At 62.2% G+C, this 16,946-nt stretch carries 17 protein-coding genes; 3 read left to right on the top strand and 14 right to left on the bottom strand.

What is annotated here, in order from left to right:
• Window positions 1–30: 30 nt before the first annotated feature.
• The 6 genes from E1956_RS38490 to E1956_RS38465 all read right to left on the bottom strand — a co-directional run bounded on the left by E1956_RS38490 (window position 31) and on the right by E1956_RS38465 (window position 6,469).
• On the bottom strand, window positions 31–957 hold the full coding sequence (locus tag E1956_RS38490) for a LysR family transcriptional regulator (protein ID WP_134758575.1): 927 nt from the start codon (window positions 955–957) through the stop codon (window positions 31–33).
• 83 nt (window positions 958–1,040) lie between these two features.
• Entirely contained in the window at window positions 1,041–2,327 is a 1,287-nt protein-coding gene (locus E1956_RS38485; RefSeq protein ID WP_134758574.1) for an HlyD/EmrA/EmrK family protein, read from the bottom strand.
• Between the two features lie 34 nt (window positions 2,328–2,361).
• On the bottom strand, window positions 2,362–3,864 hold the full coding sequence (locus E1956_RS38480; protein WP_134758573.1) for an efflux transporter outer membrane subunit: 1,503 nt from the start codon (window positions 3,862–3,864) through the stop codon (window positions 2,362–2,364).
• Between the two features lie 50 nt (window positions 3,865–3,914).
• A complete protein-coding gene (locus tag E1956_RS38475) occupies window positions 3,915–4,352 on the bottom strand; it encodes a MarR family winged helix-turn-helix transcriptional regulator (RefSeq protein WP_134758572.1) in 438 nt (145 codons plus the stop codon).
• A gap of 9 nt (window positions 4,353–4,361) precedes the next feature.
• The gene (locus E1956_RS38470) at window positions 4,362–5,924 is read right to left on the bottom strand and encodes a DHA2 family efflux MFS transporter permease subunit (protein ID WP_134758571.1); all 1,563 of its coding nucleotides are present in this window, start codon (window positions 5,922–5,924) and stop codon (window positions 4,362–4,364) included.
• 107 nt (window positions 5,925–6,031) lie between these two features.
• Window positions 6,032–6,469 carry a MarR family winged helix-turn-helix transcriptional regulator gene (locus E1956_RS38465; protein ID WP_134758570.1) on the bottom strand — a complete coding sequence of 146 codons (438 nt, stop codon included), beginning with the start codon at window positions 6,467–6,469 and terminating at the stop codon, window positions 6,032–6,034.
• Between the two features lie 214 nt (window positions 6,470–6,683).
• On the opposite strand from E1956_RS38465, the gene E1956_RS38460 reads away from it, so the two are divergent.
• Window positions 6,684–7,361, top strand: a complete 678-nt coding sequence (locus tag E1956_RS38460) for a TetR/AcrR family transcriptional regulator (protein ID WP_134758569.1) — start codon at window positions 6,684–6,686, stop codon at window positions 7,359–7,361.
• A gap of 62 nt (window positions 7,362–7,423) precedes the next feature.
• On the opposite strand, the gene E1956_RS38455 is transcribed toward E1956_RS38460, so the two are convergent.
• Complete coding sequence (locus E1956_RS38455; RefSeq protein ID WP_134759634.1) at window positions 7,424–8,515, bottom strand: porin; 1,092 nt, start codon at window positions 8,513–8,515, stop codon at window positions 7,424–7,426.
• A gap of 194 nt (window positions 8,516–8,709) precedes the next feature.
• Window positions 8,710–9,774 carry a maleylacetate reductase gene (locus E1956_RS38450; protein ID WP_134758568.1) on the bottom strand — a complete coding sequence of 355 codons (1,065 nt, stop codon included), beginning with the start codon at window positions 9,772–9,774 and terminating at the stop codon, window positions 8,710–8,712.
• A gap of 176 nt (window positions 9,775–9,950) precedes the next feature.
• On the opposite strand from E1956_RS38450, the gene E1956_RS38445 reads away from it, so the two are divergent.
• A complete protein-coding gene (locus E1956_RS38445; protein ID WP_134759632.1) occupies window positions 9,951–10,865 on the top strand; it encodes a LysR family transcriptional regulator in 915 nt (304 codons plus the stop codon).
• A gap of 112 nt (window positions 10,866–10,977) precedes the next feature.
• Here the strand turns inward: E1956_RS38445 and E1956_RS38440 are convergent, their stop codons facing one another.
• The 6 genes from E1956_RS38440 to E1956_RS38415 all read right to left on the bottom strand — a co-directional run bounded on the left by E1956_RS38440 (window position 10,978) and on the right by E1956_RS38415 (window position 15,909).
• The gene (locus E1956_RS38440; protein WP_134758567.1) at window positions 10,978–11,676 is read right to left on the bottom strand and encodes a fumarylacetoacetate hydrolase family protein; all 699 of its coding nucleotides are present in this window, start codon (window positions 11,674–11,676) and stop codon (window positions 10,978–10,980) included.
• Between the two features lie 83 nt (window positions 11,677–11,759).
• Window positions 11,760–12,806 carry a gentisate 1,2-dioxygenase gene (gene gtdA / locus E1956_RS38435; protein ID WP_134758566.1) on the bottom strand — a complete coding sequence of 349 codons (1,047 nt, stop codon included), beginning with the start codon at window positions 12,804–12,806 and terminating at the stop codon, window positions 11,760–11,762.
• 21 nt (window positions 12,807–12,827) lie between these two features.
• Window positions 12,828–13,139 carry a non-heme iron oxygenase ferredoxin subunit gene (locus E1956_RS38430; RefSeq protein WP_133196736.1) on the bottom strand — a complete coding sequence of 104 codons (312 nt, stop codon included), beginning with the start codon at window positions 13,137–13,139 and terminating at the stop codon, window positions 12,828–12,830.
• A gap of 9 nt (window positions 13,140–13,148) precedes the next feature.
• A complete protein-coding gene (locus E1956_RS38425) occupies window positions 13,149–13,622 on the bottom strand; it encodes an aromatic-ring-hydroxylating dioxygenase subunit beta (RefSeq protein ID WP_134758565.1) in 474 nt (157 codons plus the stop codon).
• 1 nt (window position 13,623) lies between these two features.
• Complete coding sequence (locus tag E1956_RS38420) at window positions 13,624–14,880, bottom strand: aromatic ring-hydroxylating dioxygenase subunit alpha (RefSeq protein ID WP_134758564.1); 1,257 nt, start codon at window positions 14,878–14,880, stop codon at window positions 13,624–13,626.
• A 39-nt stretch (window positions 14,881–14,919) separates the two neighbouring features.
• A complete protein-coding gene (locus E1956_RS38415; protein WP_134758563.1) occupies window positions 14,920–15,909 on the bottom strand; it encodes a 2Fe-2S iron-sulfur cluster-binding protein in 990 nt (329 codons plus the stop codon).
• A gap of 133 nt (window positions 15,910–16,042) precedes the next feature.
• On the opposite strand from E1956_RS38415, the gene E1956_RS38410 reads away from it, so the two are divergent.
• A complete protein-coding gene (locus E1956_RS38410) occupies window positions 16,043–16,945 on the top strand; it encodes a LysR family transcriptional regulator (protein WP_134758562.1) in 903 nt (300 codons plus the stop codon).
• Window position 16,946: the final 1 nt, after the last annotated feature.

Here is a 16,946-nt window from a genome sequence, read left to right as displayed (position 1 = left end):
TCGAACAATGGCGCGCTGAATGCGAGCGCTTCAATGCAGCGCGGCGTGGTCGCTCGCCAACGCCGGAGGCACGACCTCTCGCAGGAACTCGACAAAGGTCCGGACTTTCGCATCGAGATATTGTCGCGATGGATACTGCACATAGCCGGTCAGTTTCTGCAACTGGTGGTTCGGCAATACACGCACCAATGCACCGCTCTTGAGGAGCGGCACGGCCGATGGCATGGGCAGCGCGCCGATTCCCTTGCCCTCCTGCAGCACCGTGCCCAGTACCTCCGGCACATTCACCTGAAAAGCCGTCGGCGGAAGCGCGAATGTTTCCGGGCCGTCCGGTCCGTCGAGATCCCAGCGGCCGCGCGGGAAAAACGATGAGACGAGCGGTATGCACGAATGCTGCGCCAGGCCGGCAACGTCGTCTGGCGTGCCGTGATCCTCGAGATAGGCTGGCGACGCGCACAGTACGCTGTGCAGCGTCCCAAGCCGCTGCGAGACGAATCCCGAGTCCGGCAGTTGATCCCCCGCCATCCAGACCGCGACGTCGCACCCCTCGTCCAGCATCCTGGGGAGATGCTGGGACAGGTTCAGATCGACCGACACGGACGGATAATATTCCTGATAACGCATGAGGGCGGGCACCAGGTAGGTCTGACCAAAGCCCAGCATCGCATGCACCCGCAAACGGCCGGCCGGCTTGGCCAGGGCGTCCGCGGCTTCCACCTCGGCGTCCCTGATACAGGTGAGAATCTGCTGGCAACGCTGCAAATAGCGCTGCCCGGTCTCGGTCAATGCGATGCGGCGCGTGGTGCGGTTGAGCAGCCGGGCGCGAAGATGGGTCTCCAGCCCGGCGACGGCACGGGTTGCAACGGCGCGTGAAATATCCATGCGATCTGCCGCGCGGGAAAAACTGCCCTCTTCTGCAATGCGAACAAAGATTCGCATCGATTGCAACGTATCCATTTTCAGATCCTCTAGTTCAGCTTCCGATCGGCGCGCAGCAACGCGGGTAGTCAGCGTTGCTGCGCGCCCGGCTACTCACCCGCTCAGTTCGCCTGAGCCATCTTCTGCACGCGAGGCGATGCAGCCTTCGCCTGCTGCGCCATCTCATTGCTCGCGATGATCTTCTCGATCTCGGCATCGGCCTGCGCGCCGTACTGCGCAAACACGTCGGTGCGATAAGTCGTGTTCACAGCCGCGGCGAGCTGCGTGCCGGATTCGTCGCGCGTGTCCGCGTCCACGACCATCGACAAGCCGATGCGCAGCGGGTGCGCCTGCAGCTCCTTCGGGTCGAGCTGGATACGTACGGGCAACCGCTGCACGATCTTGATCCAGTTGCCGGTCGCGTTCTGCGCCGGCAACGTTGCGAAAGCGCTGCCCGTGCCGGCCGAGAAGCCGATCACCTTGCCGTGGTATTTGACGCTCGAACCGTACACGTCCGCCGTCATCGTGACCGGTTGACCGATGCGCATGTGGTGCAGTTGCACTTCCTTGAAGTTCGCGTCCACCCACACGCCATCGAGCGGCACGATCGACATCAGCGGCGTGCCCGGCCCCACGCGCTGCCCTACCTGCACGGAGCGCTGTGCGACGTAGCCCGTCACGGGGGCCGGCAACGTGTTGCGCGCGTAATTCAGGTAGGCGTTGCGGACCTGGGTGGCCGCGGCTTGCACGTCGGGGTGCTGCTCGATCGACGTGCGGTCGGTCAGCGCAAGGTTCGATTGGGCCTGCTGGCGAGCGGCGTCGAGCGCGGCCTGCGCGGCGACCACGGTGTCGTGGGCGTGCGAGACGTCCTCGGCGGACACCGCGCCGGTGCCCTGCACCGCAACACGGCGGCGCAAATCGTCCTGTGCGCGCGCGAGGTCCGACTCGCGTTGCGCGACGTTGGCCGCGTAGTAGTTGTTGTTCACGTAGAGCGTGCTCACCTGGCGCACCGCCTGGCCAAGCGCCGCTTCGGCATTCAGGAGTGCGATGCGTGAATCGGCCGGGTCCAGCGTGACCACGGGGTCGCCCTCTTTCACGATCTGGGTATCGTCGGCGTTGACCGCGTTGACGGTGCCGGTCACCTGCGGCGTGAGCTGCACGAGGTTGCCGTCGACATATGCGTCGTCGGTGGACTCGTGATACTGGCCGTACGAGAAGTAGTACGCGCCATAGGCGGCTCCAGAGAGCGCCACGCCGATACTCAGCAGCGCAAGCCACAGCTTGCGTTTGCGCGGTGCATCGGGCCGTGTGGCGTTCGGCGCGGCGCCGCCGGGTGCGCCGTGGGCGGGGTTGGTGGTCGATTGTGCCGTGTCCGCGCTCGTGCGCTCGGTCGTGGTGGAATCGCTCATGTCAATGCTCCAGTGAATTTGCGAACGTGCCGGTTCAACGCGCGGCGACGACAGGATGGGATTGCGCGGCGGAATCCGCGCGACGAGTGGTATCGGACGACGTATCGACGTAGCCGCCGCCGAGTGCCGATGCGAGCGCGATCTGCTGGTCGCGCCGGTCCATAAGCAGATTGGCGACGGCTTGGTCGGCCTGCAGTGCGGTCATGTCCGCGTTCAGCACGGTCAGCTGATTCGTCAGGCCGCCCTTGTATTGCGTGATCGCCAGGTTGTCGGCATCGCGTGCGGCTTGTTGCGCGGTTTGCGCATCGGCAAGCTGCGTGTCGCTCGAGCGGATCTGCGCGAGTTGCGTCGCCGCTTCGCTCAAGGCCGTGATCAGCGTCTGGTTGTAGGTCGCGACGGCGTCGTCGAAGTCGGCGTAGCGTCCTTTCAATTGCGCGCGCAGTTCGCCGGCATCGAAGATCGGCAGATGGATCGCCGGACCCGCGTTGGCCGTGCGGCTCGCGGCCGTCAGGAAGCGGCCGAAGCCGAACGCGTCCAGGCCAATCGCGGCGCTCAGGTTGATGTCCGGGTAGAACTCGGCCTTCGCCTCCTTCACTTCGTGCGTGATCGCGTCGACGCGCCAGCGGGCCGCGACGATATCGGGCCGGCGGCCCACGAGGTCGGCGGGCAGGTTGTCCGGCAGGCGCACTTCGTCGCCCACACCGAGCGCGGGGCGCGCGATCGCAAGCCCGCGGTCCGGGCCTTCGCCCATGAGCGCCGCCAGTTGGTAGCGGGTCGTCAGGATGCTGCCGTCGAGCGCGGCGAGTGCCGAGCGGGCGGTCGCCAGATTCGCCTGCGCCGTCTTGCGCTCGACTTCGGTATCGAGCCCGGTCGCGATGCGCCCCGCCGTGATGCGGTCGATTTCGGCACGCCGGTCGACCTCTTGCTGGGCGATGTCGTGCAGCACGTAAAGCCGCGCGAGCTGGTTGTAAGTGCGGGCGATGGTGGTGGTGAGCGTGAGCTTGACGACCTCCGCGTCGGCCCGGCTCGCCTGCAAGTCGGAAACCGAAGCTTTCAGCGCTTCGCGATTCTTCCCCCACAGATCCAGATCGTACGATGCGCTCAGGAGTCCGGAGTTCTCGGTCTCCCACGCGCCACCGTACGGCGGCGGAATCAGCGTGTTGGCACTGTACTGCTCGCGTTTGAGCGAGTAGTCGGCGCTGACGCTCGGCATCGTGCTGGCCTTTGCGGTTTCCGTATAGGCCTGCGCCCCGGCGACACGGGCACGCGCCTGGGCGATCGTCGGGCTGCCCTTGAGCGCTTCGTCGATCAGCGCCTTCAATTGCGCGTCGCCGAACTGGTTTGCCCAGTCGGCCGCCGGCCAGTGACCGCTTTCAGCGGGCAAGCTGGTTGCCGTTTCGAACTGTTGAGGCTGCGCCATCTGCTTGTCGCTGTGGATGCCCGCGTAGTTCACGCAGGCCGACAGCAACGCCACCAGAATCGCCGACAGCCCTGCCTTCGCCGCGCGGGTGCCGGATTGCGTAATCTGCGTCTTCATTTTCTGACCTGTCAGATTAAAGATTGAAAAAAGGAGGTGCGCTGCTGCGCTCACACTCCAATGAACTTCTGCAGCAGGCGGTCCAATTCCTCGAACTCCGCCTTCGTGAACTTCTTCAACTTCGCATCCAGTACAACGGCTGCGATCGCCGGCATTTCGGCCGCGACTTGCCTGCCCTTCTGCGTCATCGCGAGGTTGACCACCCGGCGATCGTCGGCACTGCGGGCGCGTTCCAGCAGCCCTTGCCTTTCCAGCTTGTCCAGCATCCGCGTCATCAGGCCCGTGTCGACAGAAAGCCGCTTCGAGAGCTCGATCGGCGTGGACGCCACACCGCGCTGCATCGCGAGGAGAATGCCTACCTGCGCCCCGGTGACGCCGAGGTGACTGAAGGCAGCGTCCATTTCCGTCACGATCTGCTTGCGAGCCCGGATCAACATGAAGCCCACGTTTTGCGTCGGCGAGAAAGAGGCACGTGTGTAGTGCTCCATGGCCCCTCCTCAATGACCGCCCGCGCCCGCTGCGCTCGATGCGCCGTCCTTGGTGGGCTTGGTCACCCAGACGAGCGGAATGATCACGACAAAGATCACCGCGGATAACCAGAACACGTCGTTCAAGCCCAGCATCGCCGCCTGCGCACCCAACTGCGTTTCGAAGAAAGCCTGCGCTTTGAACAGACTCGCATGCAGGGTCGTTTCGATGTTGGCGAGCGCCTGCACGTAGTTCGGGTTGGTCGCACCCGTCTGCTCGGCAAGCTGCGAGTGATGCAGGATCGTCCGGTTGTTCCAGGTGTTGGAAAGGAGCGACGTGCCGACCGCGCCCGCGAACACCCGCACGAAATTCGACAGGCCCGCGGCCGCCGGGATCTTCTCGGGCGGCAGGCCCGAGAGAATGATCGCCGTGAGCGGCGTGAAGAACAGCGCCATCGGGATGCCCTGCAGCAGGGTCGGCATCACGAGCGTGTACGGGTCGACGTCCGTCACATAGAACGACCGCATGAAGAACACGCCGGCAAAGCCGAGGAATGCGAGCGTCGCCAGCACCCGCGGGTCCGACTTCGGCATGATCTTGCCCATCACCGGCGCGAGAATCACCGCGAAGATGCCGAGCGGCGCGGTCACGAGCCCCGCATCCACGGCCCGGTAGCCGAGGTATTCCTGAATCCAGGTGGGGAGGATCACGAGGTTGGCAAAGAAGATTGCGTATGCAACCGAAATGGCCACGGTGCCGCCCATGAAGTTGCGCCCGGCAAAGAGACGCAAATCGATAATCGGCTTGGACTCGGTCAGCTCCCAGATCAGGAAGAACAGGAAACCGACCAGCGCGACGATCGAGAGGATCCAGATGGTGGAGGACTCGTACCAGGCAAGATCCTTGCCTTTGTCGAGCATGACCTGCAGCGCGCCCACCCACACGACGAGAGAGAGCAGTCCCACCTTGTCGACCGGCAGCTTGCGCGACGGCGTTTCGCGCTGGCGGTAGAGCGCCCAGATCACCGCCGCGGCAAAAATGCCAACCGGCACGTTGATGTAGAAGATCCACGACCAGCTGTAGTTGTCGGTGATCCAGCCGCCGAGTGCGGGACCGGCGATCGGGCCAACCGTAGCGGTCATCGCCCAGAGCGAAAGCGCGCTCGAGCTTTTATCCCTGGGAAAGGACTTGAGCAACAGCGCCTGCGAAAGCGGCACCAGTGGCCCGGCGACCGCCCCCTGCACGATGCGGGCGGCCAGCAGCACCATCAAGTTGGGCGCGATACCGCACGCCGCGGACGAGACCACGAACAGCAGGATCGCGGCCACGAAGAGCTTCACCTCCCCAACCCGCTGCGTGAGCCACCCGGTCAGCGGAATCGACACGGCGTTCGCCGCCGAGAACACCGTGATGACCCAGGTGCCTTCGTCGACCGACACGCCCAGGTCGCCGGACAAGGTCGGGATCGCGACGTTCGCAATCGAGGAGTCCAGCACATTCATGAACGTGGCGAGCGCCACGGCGAACGTGCCCAGCGCGAACTGCCATCCCGCCAATGGCGCCGGAGCGTTCGCATTCTTCGGAGAGTTCATGTTGCGTCCTTTAAGGGGGCGACGGTCGAAGTGCCCACGCCGTCGTCATGCATCTGATCTGTCATGTCTATATCTGACATATCAGACATTACGGTAAAAAAAATGGCTCACTGATCCAGCAGCTTGCCGAGGAGACGACAAAAAGTGACGAGTTCCGGTTCGTCAAAGGCCGAGAGGCGCCGGTTCAACACCACCGGCACGATCTCGGCGACGCGCTCGGCAACCGCCCGACCGGTCCCGGTCAACGCGAGGTTGACCACGCGCCGGTCTTCGCTGTCGCGAGTCCGGCGCACGAGACGCTGGCTTTCCAGCCGCTCGATCACACGTGCGACGAATCCCGAATCGACGTCAAGCAGCCTCGACACCTCGACCGACGAATGCGCGTTGCCGTGAGACAGCAGCAACAGCGTGCCGACCTGTGAAGCCGTGACGCCCAACCCTGCAAGGGCGACATCCAGGTCCGCCTTGTACACGCTGCGCGCCTTGCCTAGCGCAAGGCCGATGCTCAGGCCCGGCAACATTCGCTCTTCGCCAAGGGGGTTCATGACAGATGCCTCTGCTCCTGACTCTGGCGTCTCTCGCCAGGATCACGATCTCGATGCGATGCATACTAAACCGCTCGGTTCGGTACGGTCAAGAAAGAATTTTAAAAATTGATAAATGCTCGCTTAATCCGTCGATCTGTCACCATACCGATCGGTGTGAATTTCCGTGATACAGTGGCGTCGCCCCGTTTTGACTTCAGGAGGAATCGAACCCATGGTTACATCGGCAGCGCGCACCAAGACGTTCGCACCTCCCCCGTCCGCTTCGCCCGATGGCGCAGCCGTGCAGTCCGAAAAAGCGCGCCTCGTCCTGGCCGGGGCGCGAGCCGTCTTCCTGGCCAATGGTTACGGCGCCGCGACGACGGACATGATCCAGCAAGCCGCGGGCGTGTCGAAGTCGACGGTCTACTCGCACTACCCGAACAAGGAAACCCTGTTCATCGCGGTGGTCGAAGCCGAATGCGAGCGGTTTCTCCAGACGATTCGCAAGTGCGAATTTTCGGAGAAGCGCCTCGAGGACAACCTGAGCGCGATCGCGCACGGCTACCTCGACCTGTTGCTCTCGCCGGATGGGATGGCGTTGTATCGTGCGGTCGTGTCCGAGGCGCCGAGGTTTCCCGAGCTCGGCAGGCGCTTCTATGTCGCCGGCCCGAGCGCCATGATCAACGCCGTGGAGGATGCACTGGAAGCCGCCGAATTTAGGGGGGATGTGGACCTTGGGGGCATCGGACGCAATTCCGCCGCCACCCTCTTCGTGAGCATGGTGCGTGGCGATGCGCAGATGCAATGCCTGACGCACCCCGAGTCCCCCGCGTCCGCCGTCCAACGGGACAGATGGGCAAAAGACGCGGTCACCGCATTTCTGCGCGCCTTCCAGAAGGCGCCGAAGTAATCCGACGAGCGGAACGCGGTGACCGTGGCGACCGTGAAAAGAAACGCTCCGCAGGGTTTCGTTCAGAACACGTGCCGCACGCCCGCCATCACGCCAAGCTGTTGCGCCCCCGTCTCGACGGTACCGCCGGCGGCCACCGGGTTACTGCCGTTTCGACCGTTGATCATGTAACCCACTGAGGCGTAAACCGTTGTGTGCGGGCTCAGATAGTAGTTGGCGCGCGCAACGAGGTTTGTCGAACTCGTCACATGCGCCTGAATGTATTTGTCGACTTGCGCATCGAACGCCAGTGACGCTATCGGTGCGTAAGTGAGGCCGAGAAAGTACAGGTTGTAGAGCGTGCTTGCGGCTCCGGCAGAGAGGCTACGGTGGATCCAGCCACCGCCGACCTTCAGTCTCGGGAGCGTGAAATAGCCGTCGACGATCGTGCGAGAGTCCGTGTAGGCGGCATTGCTCAGCGGCGCAGATGCCCCCGTATTACCGTGCATGCGGTCATACGAAGCCGCTACCCCGAACCGCGACGAATCGTAGGCAAGCAAGGCTGTGTACTGCTTGCAGGCGAGAAAATTGCCGGGCACCTGGCCGGGGCAGTTCGTTGCTGCCGGGCCGGCGGGACCGGCTGCGTCGCGCCCGAAGCTGTACGTGGCGCCAAGGGTCACGCCCGCAAACTTGCCCATGTAGCCAATGGCGTTGTCGCTGCGCGCATTCGGCAGATAGGCGTCGAAAACGTACAGGGAATGAGTCGATGGGCCGATGACATCCGCGTTCAGGAGTGCGTAGGTGGTCATGTTGACCAACCGGCCGAGCGTCAGCGTGCCCCAGGCATTCTGCAATCCCACGTACGCCTGGCGTCCGAACTCGCGGCCGCCATAATTGAAGCCGCCGGTGCCAGGTGCGAAGCCGTTCTCCAGCTTGAAAATCGCCTTATTGCCGCCCCCCAGATCCTCCGCGCCCGTCAACCCCCACTCGGAAGGTACCTCGCCGGTCAAAGTGGGCATCCCGGCGAAGCTACCGCCACCCGCGGCATGGTTATAGTATTCGACCGCTGTATCGATGATGCCATACAGGCTGACACTGCTCTGACTGTACGCGAGGCTCGATGCCAGCATGAGCGAACTGAAAACGGCACTCCTCGCAACACTACACCCTTCCATTGACGTCTCCTTTCCTGATGCGGTCATTGCCATATAATTTTTGTTGTACTAATTAAATACGTGCAAACCGGTACAGCTTTTTTGTATGTCCGCTATCGTCCAGCCGGCGCGATAAGCGAGCATCGCCAGCGGCCTCTAATCGAAGCCGCCGGAGCTGGACGGATAGCTGGAAAGCTAGATGGTCGCCGCCGCGCTTACCTTACGGCCGGCTGCTGTCCCGACCATGCGGCCTGCAGCAACCCGAGCACAGCTGCCTCGTCAACAGGCAAGGGGTTGTGGTCGATGTGGTGGAACGATTCGCTCGCGATAGCGGCAATGCGCTCGGCCGGCACGCCCAGTTCGCTCAACGCGACCGGCGCGCCCAGCTCGCGCACGAGCCGCTGCAACGCCACCGCGGGGTGCGCACCCATGACCGACTCCATCGCCGCGCAAGCTTCCGGAATCGCCGCCGCGTTATAGGCCAGCACGTGCGGCAGCACCACACAATTGGATTCGCCGTGCGGCACCTCGAAGCGTCCGCCCAGAATGTGACAGATCCGGTGATGCATGCCGATGCCGACCGAATTGACCATCAGGCCGCCAATCGTCGCGCCATACGCCGCCTGTGTTCTGGCTTCAAGGTTGGTGGGCTCGACGGCCAGTTTCGTCAATGCACGGTAGAGCATCTCAATGCCGGTCAGCGCGAGCTGGCTCGTTAACGGATTGGGCTTCGGGACATAGAGCGACTCAATACAATGCGCGAGCGCATTCATGCCTGTGGTCGCCGTCTCGCGTAACGGCAGAGACTGCGCGAGCAGCGGATCGACAATGACCGTGTTGGCAAGCGCCCTGGGTTCGCGCCTGCTGCGCTTTTCGCCGTCCACGAGCACGCCGAACAGCGGCGTCAACTCCGACCCCGAGAGCGTGGTCGGCAACGCGACATGAATCGCGCCGGCCTCGACCGAGAGATATTTGCCGAGCCCGATCGTCGAGCCGCCGCCGATCGACACGACGCAATCGCAGCCGGCGCGCTCGTAGACTTCCAGCGCGGCCCTGGCGACATCGACTGGGCAATGCGGTTGCGCCCCGGCAAAGGTTGCATGCGCGGTGTCGGCCATCGATTCGATAACGGACGCATAACGCCGCGGCCCCGACTCGGTTGTGACGACGAGCGCACGCGAGCGCCCCAGTTCGCGCAATCGCTCGGCCACCCGGTTTGCGCGGCCAGCGCCGAACAACACAGTCGGTGAATGGCAGAAGAAATCAAAAACGGTCTGCATGGAAGGTCCTTCGGTATGCGATCGTGTCAATGAGAAGTCTGGTGCGAGTGAGCGAACCACGCGCCCCGTCACACTCGGTCCGCTCGCAAACGCCAGGTGGACAAATTTTATGAACTGACCTACTTTCGGTAAAGACAATGTCGTGAATTGTGAATATTGATTGGGTGAATGAGATGGTGGAACTGAACGACGTCGATCTGAATCTGCTGCTGGTTTTCAACGAACTGCTCATCGAGCGCCGCGTGGCCAGGGTTGCCGACAAGCTCGGTTTGACACAGCCGTCCGTGAGCAACGCACTCAGCCGGTTGCGCAAGACGCTCGACGACGAGCTCTTTATTCGTACATCGAATGGAATGGAGCCGACGCCCTATGCGAGCCAGCTGGCGGAGCCCATCAGCTCCGCACTCAGCACGATTCGCAACTCCCTGAACCAGCAAGCGGTATTTGCTCCGGCCACGAGCACGCGTAAATTCACCATCAGCGCGGCAGATGTGGGGGAAGTCTATTTCTTGCCCGCGTTGATGGACAAGCTGGCGCAGGTCGCGCCCGGCGTCTCTTTGAAGACGGTGCCCAATACGACGGTCAATCTGAGGGAGACCATGGAGGCGGGGCAGATCGACCTTGCAATCGGTCTTCTGCCTCAACTCAAGGCGGGATTTTTTCAGCGCAGCCTGTTACACCAGGACTATGTCTGCATGTTCCGTGAGGGACATCCGCTTCAGGGGAAAAAGATCTCACTGAAACAGTTCTGCGAGGCCGACCATGTCGTGGTCTCGGCGCCGGGCACGGGGCATTCGAAAATGGATGAGATGATCGAGCGAAAAGGCATCCGCCGAAACATTCGGCTTACCGTGCCGCATTTCGTGGCCGTGGGGCACATCCTCTCGACTACGGATCTGCTCGCCACGGTCCCGGAGCGATATGCAATGGCCTGCCGCGTGCCGTTCAAGCTTGCCTACGTGAAGCACCCTGTCGTATTGCCGAGGATTGGCATCAACATTTTCTGGCATGCGAAGGTGCACAAGGAACCTGGCAACCAGTGGTTGAGAAATCTGATCGCCGAATTGTTTTCCGATTCCAAAGCGGCGTGATCCGGTTGCGTTCCAATGCCGATGCTAGCGCTTCGGCACGCTTGAGCGAGGCGAATGGAACGCAATGCGCTCATGGAGAGGTTCTTGCCGAGGCGTCACCTCTCCCTGTTGCTCAGACGATTGCGACCGTCAGTTCACCGAGGCGCTCCACGCCCACCTTCATCGTATCGCCTCGCTGCATTGCACCGACGCCTTCAGGCGTGCCCGTGAAGATCAGATCGCCGGGTTCCAGGCGGAAGAACTTCGAAAGATCGGCGATGGTTTCCGCTACCGACCAGATCAGTTGCGACACATCGCTCTTTTGTTTCGTGACGCCGTTGACGTCCAGCCAGATGCCGCCGGCGAGGAAGTGGCCAACGTCGGTCGCGCGATGGATCGGTCCGGTGGGCGCCGAGCGGTCGAAGCTCTTGCCGATCTCCCACGGCCGCCCCATCTCGCGCATCTTCATTTGCAGGTCGCGCCGCGTCATGTCGAGGCCCACCGCATAGCCCCACACATGCTCCAGCGCATCGTCCACGGCGATGTTCGAGCCGCCCTTTCCGATCACGGCGACGAGTTCCGCCTCGTAGTGGTAGTTCTCCGTTTGCGACGGGTACATGAGTTCGAGCGTCTGTCCGTATCCAACCGGTACGATTGCATCCGCGGGTTTGCAGAAAAAGAACGGTGGCTCGCGGTCCGGATCGAAGCCCATTTCGCGCGCGTGAGCGGCGTAGTTGCGGCCGACACAGTAGACGCGTCGCACGGCGAATTTTTCGTCGCGACCGATGACAGGAAGCGCAACGGGGGCTTCGGGGGGAAATACGAATGACATGATGATCTAACTCGCTATTAGAGAATGCTCGCGGAGGACGACACCCACACGGAACGTGATGCGGCGACGCCCTGGGTAACGTTTCAGATGCGCTCTTCGCGCAACAGATTCAGCGCGGATAAGACGGGCCGGTCGGAATAGCTGAACAGCACGGCGTCGCTCGATGCCGCGAGCGCGACCGGCTGCCATGACGGCGCCACGAAGATGTCGTGTGGCTCGAAGGAAAACGTGTTGTCGCCGACGCGTGCCGTCCCGCTCCCTTCCACGACGCAATAGACGGTGGCGTCCGTGCTGCGGTACGTTCTGCCCGAGAAGCCGGCCGGCAGGAACTGCATGAAGGTCGCCATGGTCGGCATTGGCGAGCCGCCAGTGACGGGGTTGACATAGCGGAGCTTCACGCCGTCCCAGTCATCGAGTTCGCCGTTGCGGTAGAGCGTATCGAGCGCCTCGCGGCTGCGCTCATAAGGATAGCTAAAGATGGGCGACGTCGGGTCCGTCACGCGATGCCTGACCGGCATCATGTTGTGCCCGAAGCGGGCAAAGCTGTCGCCTTCCGGACGCGTGACGGGCTGCGTCGATTCCGGATAGTTCTCGGCGAACCCCGCATCGAGGTTGGCGATGAGCGGGATGTCGAGCCCGTCGAGCCATATCACGGGCTCACCCCCTTCTTCCAACGAGGGGTTGCCGTGGTCGTGCCATGTCCACGAGGGCGTGATGATGAAATCCCCCGGCTTCATGGTCGTACGCTCGCCATTGACCGCGGTCCACGCGCCTTGCCCTTCGACGATAAAGCGCAATGCGGACTGCGTATGCCGATGGCTCGGTGCGATCTCGCCCGGCAAGATGAGCTGCAATCCCGCATAGAGCGTGGCAGTCATGCTCGATTTGCCGGTCAGTCCAGGATTTTCGAGCACCAGCACGCGCCGCACCGCTTCCTCCGCGCTGATGACGTGTCCCGACTGCATCACGAGATCGCGGATTTGCGCGTACTTCCAGATGGCGGCGATGGCCTGCGGGCGCGGCGCCTTCGGCACCAGACTATGCAAAGACTCCCACAGCGGGGCAAGATGCTGCTGCGCGATCTGCCCATAATAAGCCGAGCGTTGCTCGTGTTGTGTAGTTGCGGTCATTTGTGTCTCCTGCAACGGGTTTCAGATTTCGACGAAGACGCCGCCATCCTCGATCTTGACCGGATAGGTCTGAATATCGTTCGTGAGCGGCTCGCACATGGCCTGGCCGTTGCGGATATCGAAACGCCCCTGATGCAACGGGCACTCGATTTCGTGTCCTTCGAGAAAGCCGTCGCATAGCCTGGCGTGCCCGTGCGTGCAGATGTTGTCGGTGGCAAACACCTCGCCGTCCACACCGTACACAGCCAGCTCCTTGCCGCCTGCCTGCACCGCCACCACGTCATCGGCGGGAACCTCGACCAGTTCGATAATCCTTGTCCATTGTCGCGTCATGATCAAACCTCAGATGGGATAAATGAGCGAGTTGGGGATCATCTCGCTGTCGAACACGCACACACGCGATTCGAACTTCAAGCCCGCATCGGTGCGTCGGATCGTGTCGACGTAGCGCCCCACGTTGAACACCGTCGATATTTCGTCGGGCTTGGTGCGGAACACCGCATAGTTCGCCTCTGCGCGGATGCGCTCCGTGTCGACGCCGAGAATGCGCGGCGCGCCCACGACGTGCCTCTGGTAATACGGGTCGTGGAAGATGGTCTCGGTCGTGCCATAGACGCGATCCTGCAACATGCCCCGGCTCTCGAAGGCCAGTGTGGCGAGCGGATAGCCGCGCTCGAAATTCTCGCGGGGCTGCACCTTGTAGATGCATTCCTCAGTAAAGAATTCAGGCCACTTGTCGAGCTGATTCTCGTCTAGCGCCGCCGCATAGTCGGCATAGAGCGCGAGCAACTGCTGATAGGTTTCGAAGTCGAGCATGTCAGATCTCCATCATCTGGCGCCAGTATTTGTACATTCCGCGGATCAGCGTCTCCGTCACCATGTGATCAGCGTCGGCCACATCGCGCCCGCCCAGTTCCGCGATCGTCCGATAGAACGGCTTCTGCTCGAAGCCTTCCTGCGAGAACTCGATCACTTCGCCGTCGTCGGCCGATACGAAGCCGGCCGGACCGAAGAGATTCGCCTGGCGAAGGCGCCGGCGCGTCATTTCATCGGAGTCTTCTTCGAAACCGAAGTGCGTCCACACGAAGTCAAACGACCCGTTGCCCGTGGGCTGAATATGTCGTGTCGATACCGAATTGACCTGCTGCTGGATGATCAAGCTCGGAAAGAGCGTCAACATCACGGCCGTCGGCTCGCCCCACCAGGGCTCCTTCACCACGTCCAGGATGCGCTCGTCATTCAGGCCCATTTGCTCCTTGAAGCTGGAGACGCCCTTCGTCACATCGTTCTTGCCGCCCGCGCCACGTGTCGAAATCATCGCGGCGTGGCGGAAATGCTCGTCCATCTTCATCTCGGACTTGTTGTCGGCGCGCCAGAGACCGAATGTCACGAACCACGTGTGAAGCAGGCCCGGGTGATACGGGTCCTTGATGTTCTCCTGCATCAGCTTCCAGTTGCCGGGGATGCGCTGCCGGTTGTAGCCCAGGATCGTCAGCTTGCGGCCGTTGAATACGCGGTCGAAATAAGCGAGGATCGTCGGTCCCAGATAGTCCTCGAGCGAAGGCAAATCATGGTCGAACGATGCGAACACCACACCATTGCGCGTGGCGACCTTGAGCTTCGTGAGGCCGTGATCCTTCGGATCGAAGTCCGCGGGCATGCCGCCGTTGACCTTGCCGTCGAGTTTCACGCCGCGGCGGAAAGGGACGCCAAGAAGATTGCCCTTCAGATCGTAGTTCCACTGGTGATAGGGGCAGGTGAAATCCTTGCGGTTGCCAAACTTCTCCCGGCAAAAGCGAACGCCACGATGCGCGCAGACATTCTCGACGGCATAGATCTCGCCGTCGGCTGCACGGCTTACGATAACCGAGCGCTCGCCCACCACGGTACGCTTGAAATCGCCTGGATTCGGTATCTCCGCCTCCAGCGCGACGTAGCACCAATGCCCGGAATAGAAGAAGCGCTCGAGTTCTCGCTTGTAGATGTCTTCGTCCGTATAGGCCGAAAACGGAATCCGGCTGCTGCCTTCGTCCTTCCAGGCAGGTTTCGTGAAAACGACTGGGACTTCATTCATGCTGTGTCTCCGAAGATCGGGTGATGTGGCGACGCCGCGCTAGCGGACGCTGCTCGAATAGAATGCGTCGGCATGGATGCGCTCGGGCGCGACACCGCGTTCGCGCAGCAGCATCGCAGCCGCGTCCACCATGACGGGCGCGCCCGCGACATAGGCGGTCCAGCCGCTCATGTCGCGCCAGTCATTGGCGACGGCCTGCGTCACCACACCATTGCGGTAGCCGTCCCCCTCTTCGCCCGAGGCAACGACAGTGTGAAACTTCATGCGCGGCAGTTGCCCCTGCAGTTCCCGGAGCCACGGTTCGCCGTAGATGTCCACCCTGGAACGCACGCCGAAATAGACATGCACGTCGTTGTCCATCTCGACCTCAGCCATGCCGCGCAGGATCGAAAGGACCGGTGCAAGGCCGGTTCCCCCTGCGATGCACACGATCGGACCTTCGGTCTTGCGGCGCAGATACGCGGTTCCCAGCGGCCCGCTCACGCGCACACTGTCGCCCACCTTCAATTCGCTGGCGACGTAAGACGTCACGCGGCCATCGGGCACGAGCCGGATATGAAACTCGATTTCCTCCGGGTTCGCCGTAACGGCCATCGAATACGGCCGGATATGCTCGGGGGTGAACTGAAGATTCGCGTACTGGCCAGGCGAAAACCCGAACGGCTTCGGCAGCTTCAGGCGCAAGCGCTTGATGTCGTGCGTCAGATCGTCGATGGACAACACCGTAGTCCTGATGATCTTTGCGGGATGAACGACGATCTCGTCTACCTCGGGTATTTCAATCGCGCAATCGTCGACGAGCGTCGTCTGGCATGCCAGCACGGTTCCGCCTTCGTGCATGGGCACATTCGATTCGCCGCCACCGCTCACGAGCACGCGCCCGGCCGCGACCTGGCAGCGGCATGTTCCGCAGCGCCCCGACATGCAGCTATACGAAACAGGAACCTGGTTTGCACGCAGCACATCGAGCAGGTTGTCTCCAGCACGCACGCTCAGTGTCTGCTGAAGCGGCAGGATGGACAGTTCCATGGTACCGGTGTCTCCGCGTTGATTTTGGATGGATTCATGTTGCCAGAGGCCAGTTTATAAATGAACAGAAGATGGCTGATACATCTCATCACCACGAGTGATAACATGGCGGCGCAATGCGGAGAGACTAGCCATGGAACTGCACGACATCGACCTGAACCTGCTGGTGGTTTTCAACGAACTGCTGCGCCAGCGCCGCGTGTCGGCCGTTGCCGAGACGCTGGGCATATCGCAGCCCGGCATCAGCAACGCCCTCAACCGTCTGCGCCGCCTGCTCGGAGACGAGTTGTTCCTGCGCACGTCCAAAGGCATGGTGCCCACTCCCTTCGCCGAGACGCTCGCGGAACCCATCGCTTTCGCACTCAGCGCCATCCATGACACGCTCAATGCGAAGCCGACGTTCGACCCTGCATCGAGCACACGCACCTTCACCCTCGCGATGACGGACATCGGCGAGATCTATTTCCTTCCCGCGCTCATGAAGCGGCTCGGCCAGATTGCGCCAAACGTGTTGATCAGCACGGCGCACGACGCTTCCGAAACGTTGCAGGACGAAATGGAGGCGGGGCACGTCGATCTGGCCATCGGCTTCATTCCTGATCTGAAGACGGGGATCTTCCAGCGGCGCCTTTTTCGCCAGCGCTATGTCTGCCTATTCCGCAAGGGGCACCCGCTAGGCAAAACAGGCATGACGCTCGCCGCATTCCGTGAAGCGGAGCATGTCTCGATCGTGGCCGAGGGCACCGGCCATGGGATCGTGGACGAGGTGATCGCGCGCGCCGGCATCACGCGAAACTTGCGCTTGCGTGTGCCGCATTTCGTTGCCGTGGGACATATCCTCCAGACGACGGATCTCGTCGCCGTCGTGCCGCAAGCGTTCGCAACGGGAACGCTCGAACCCTTCGGACTTGAATCGGCGCCCTGCCCGGTCAAGATTCCGGATATCCTCATCAATGTCCTGTGGCATGCCAAGAATCATCGTGAGCCGGGCAACCAATGGCTGCGCCAGCTCATCTTCGACGAGTTTTCCGTGTAGA

This window comes from Paraburkholderia pallida (genome assembly GCF_004524855.1).
Lineage (GTDB): Bacteria > Pseudomonadota > Gammaproteobacteria > Burkholderiales > Burkholderiaceae > Paraburkholderia > Paraburkholderia oxyphila.
This window is presented reverse-complemented; position numbering and strand designations above follow the sequence as displayed.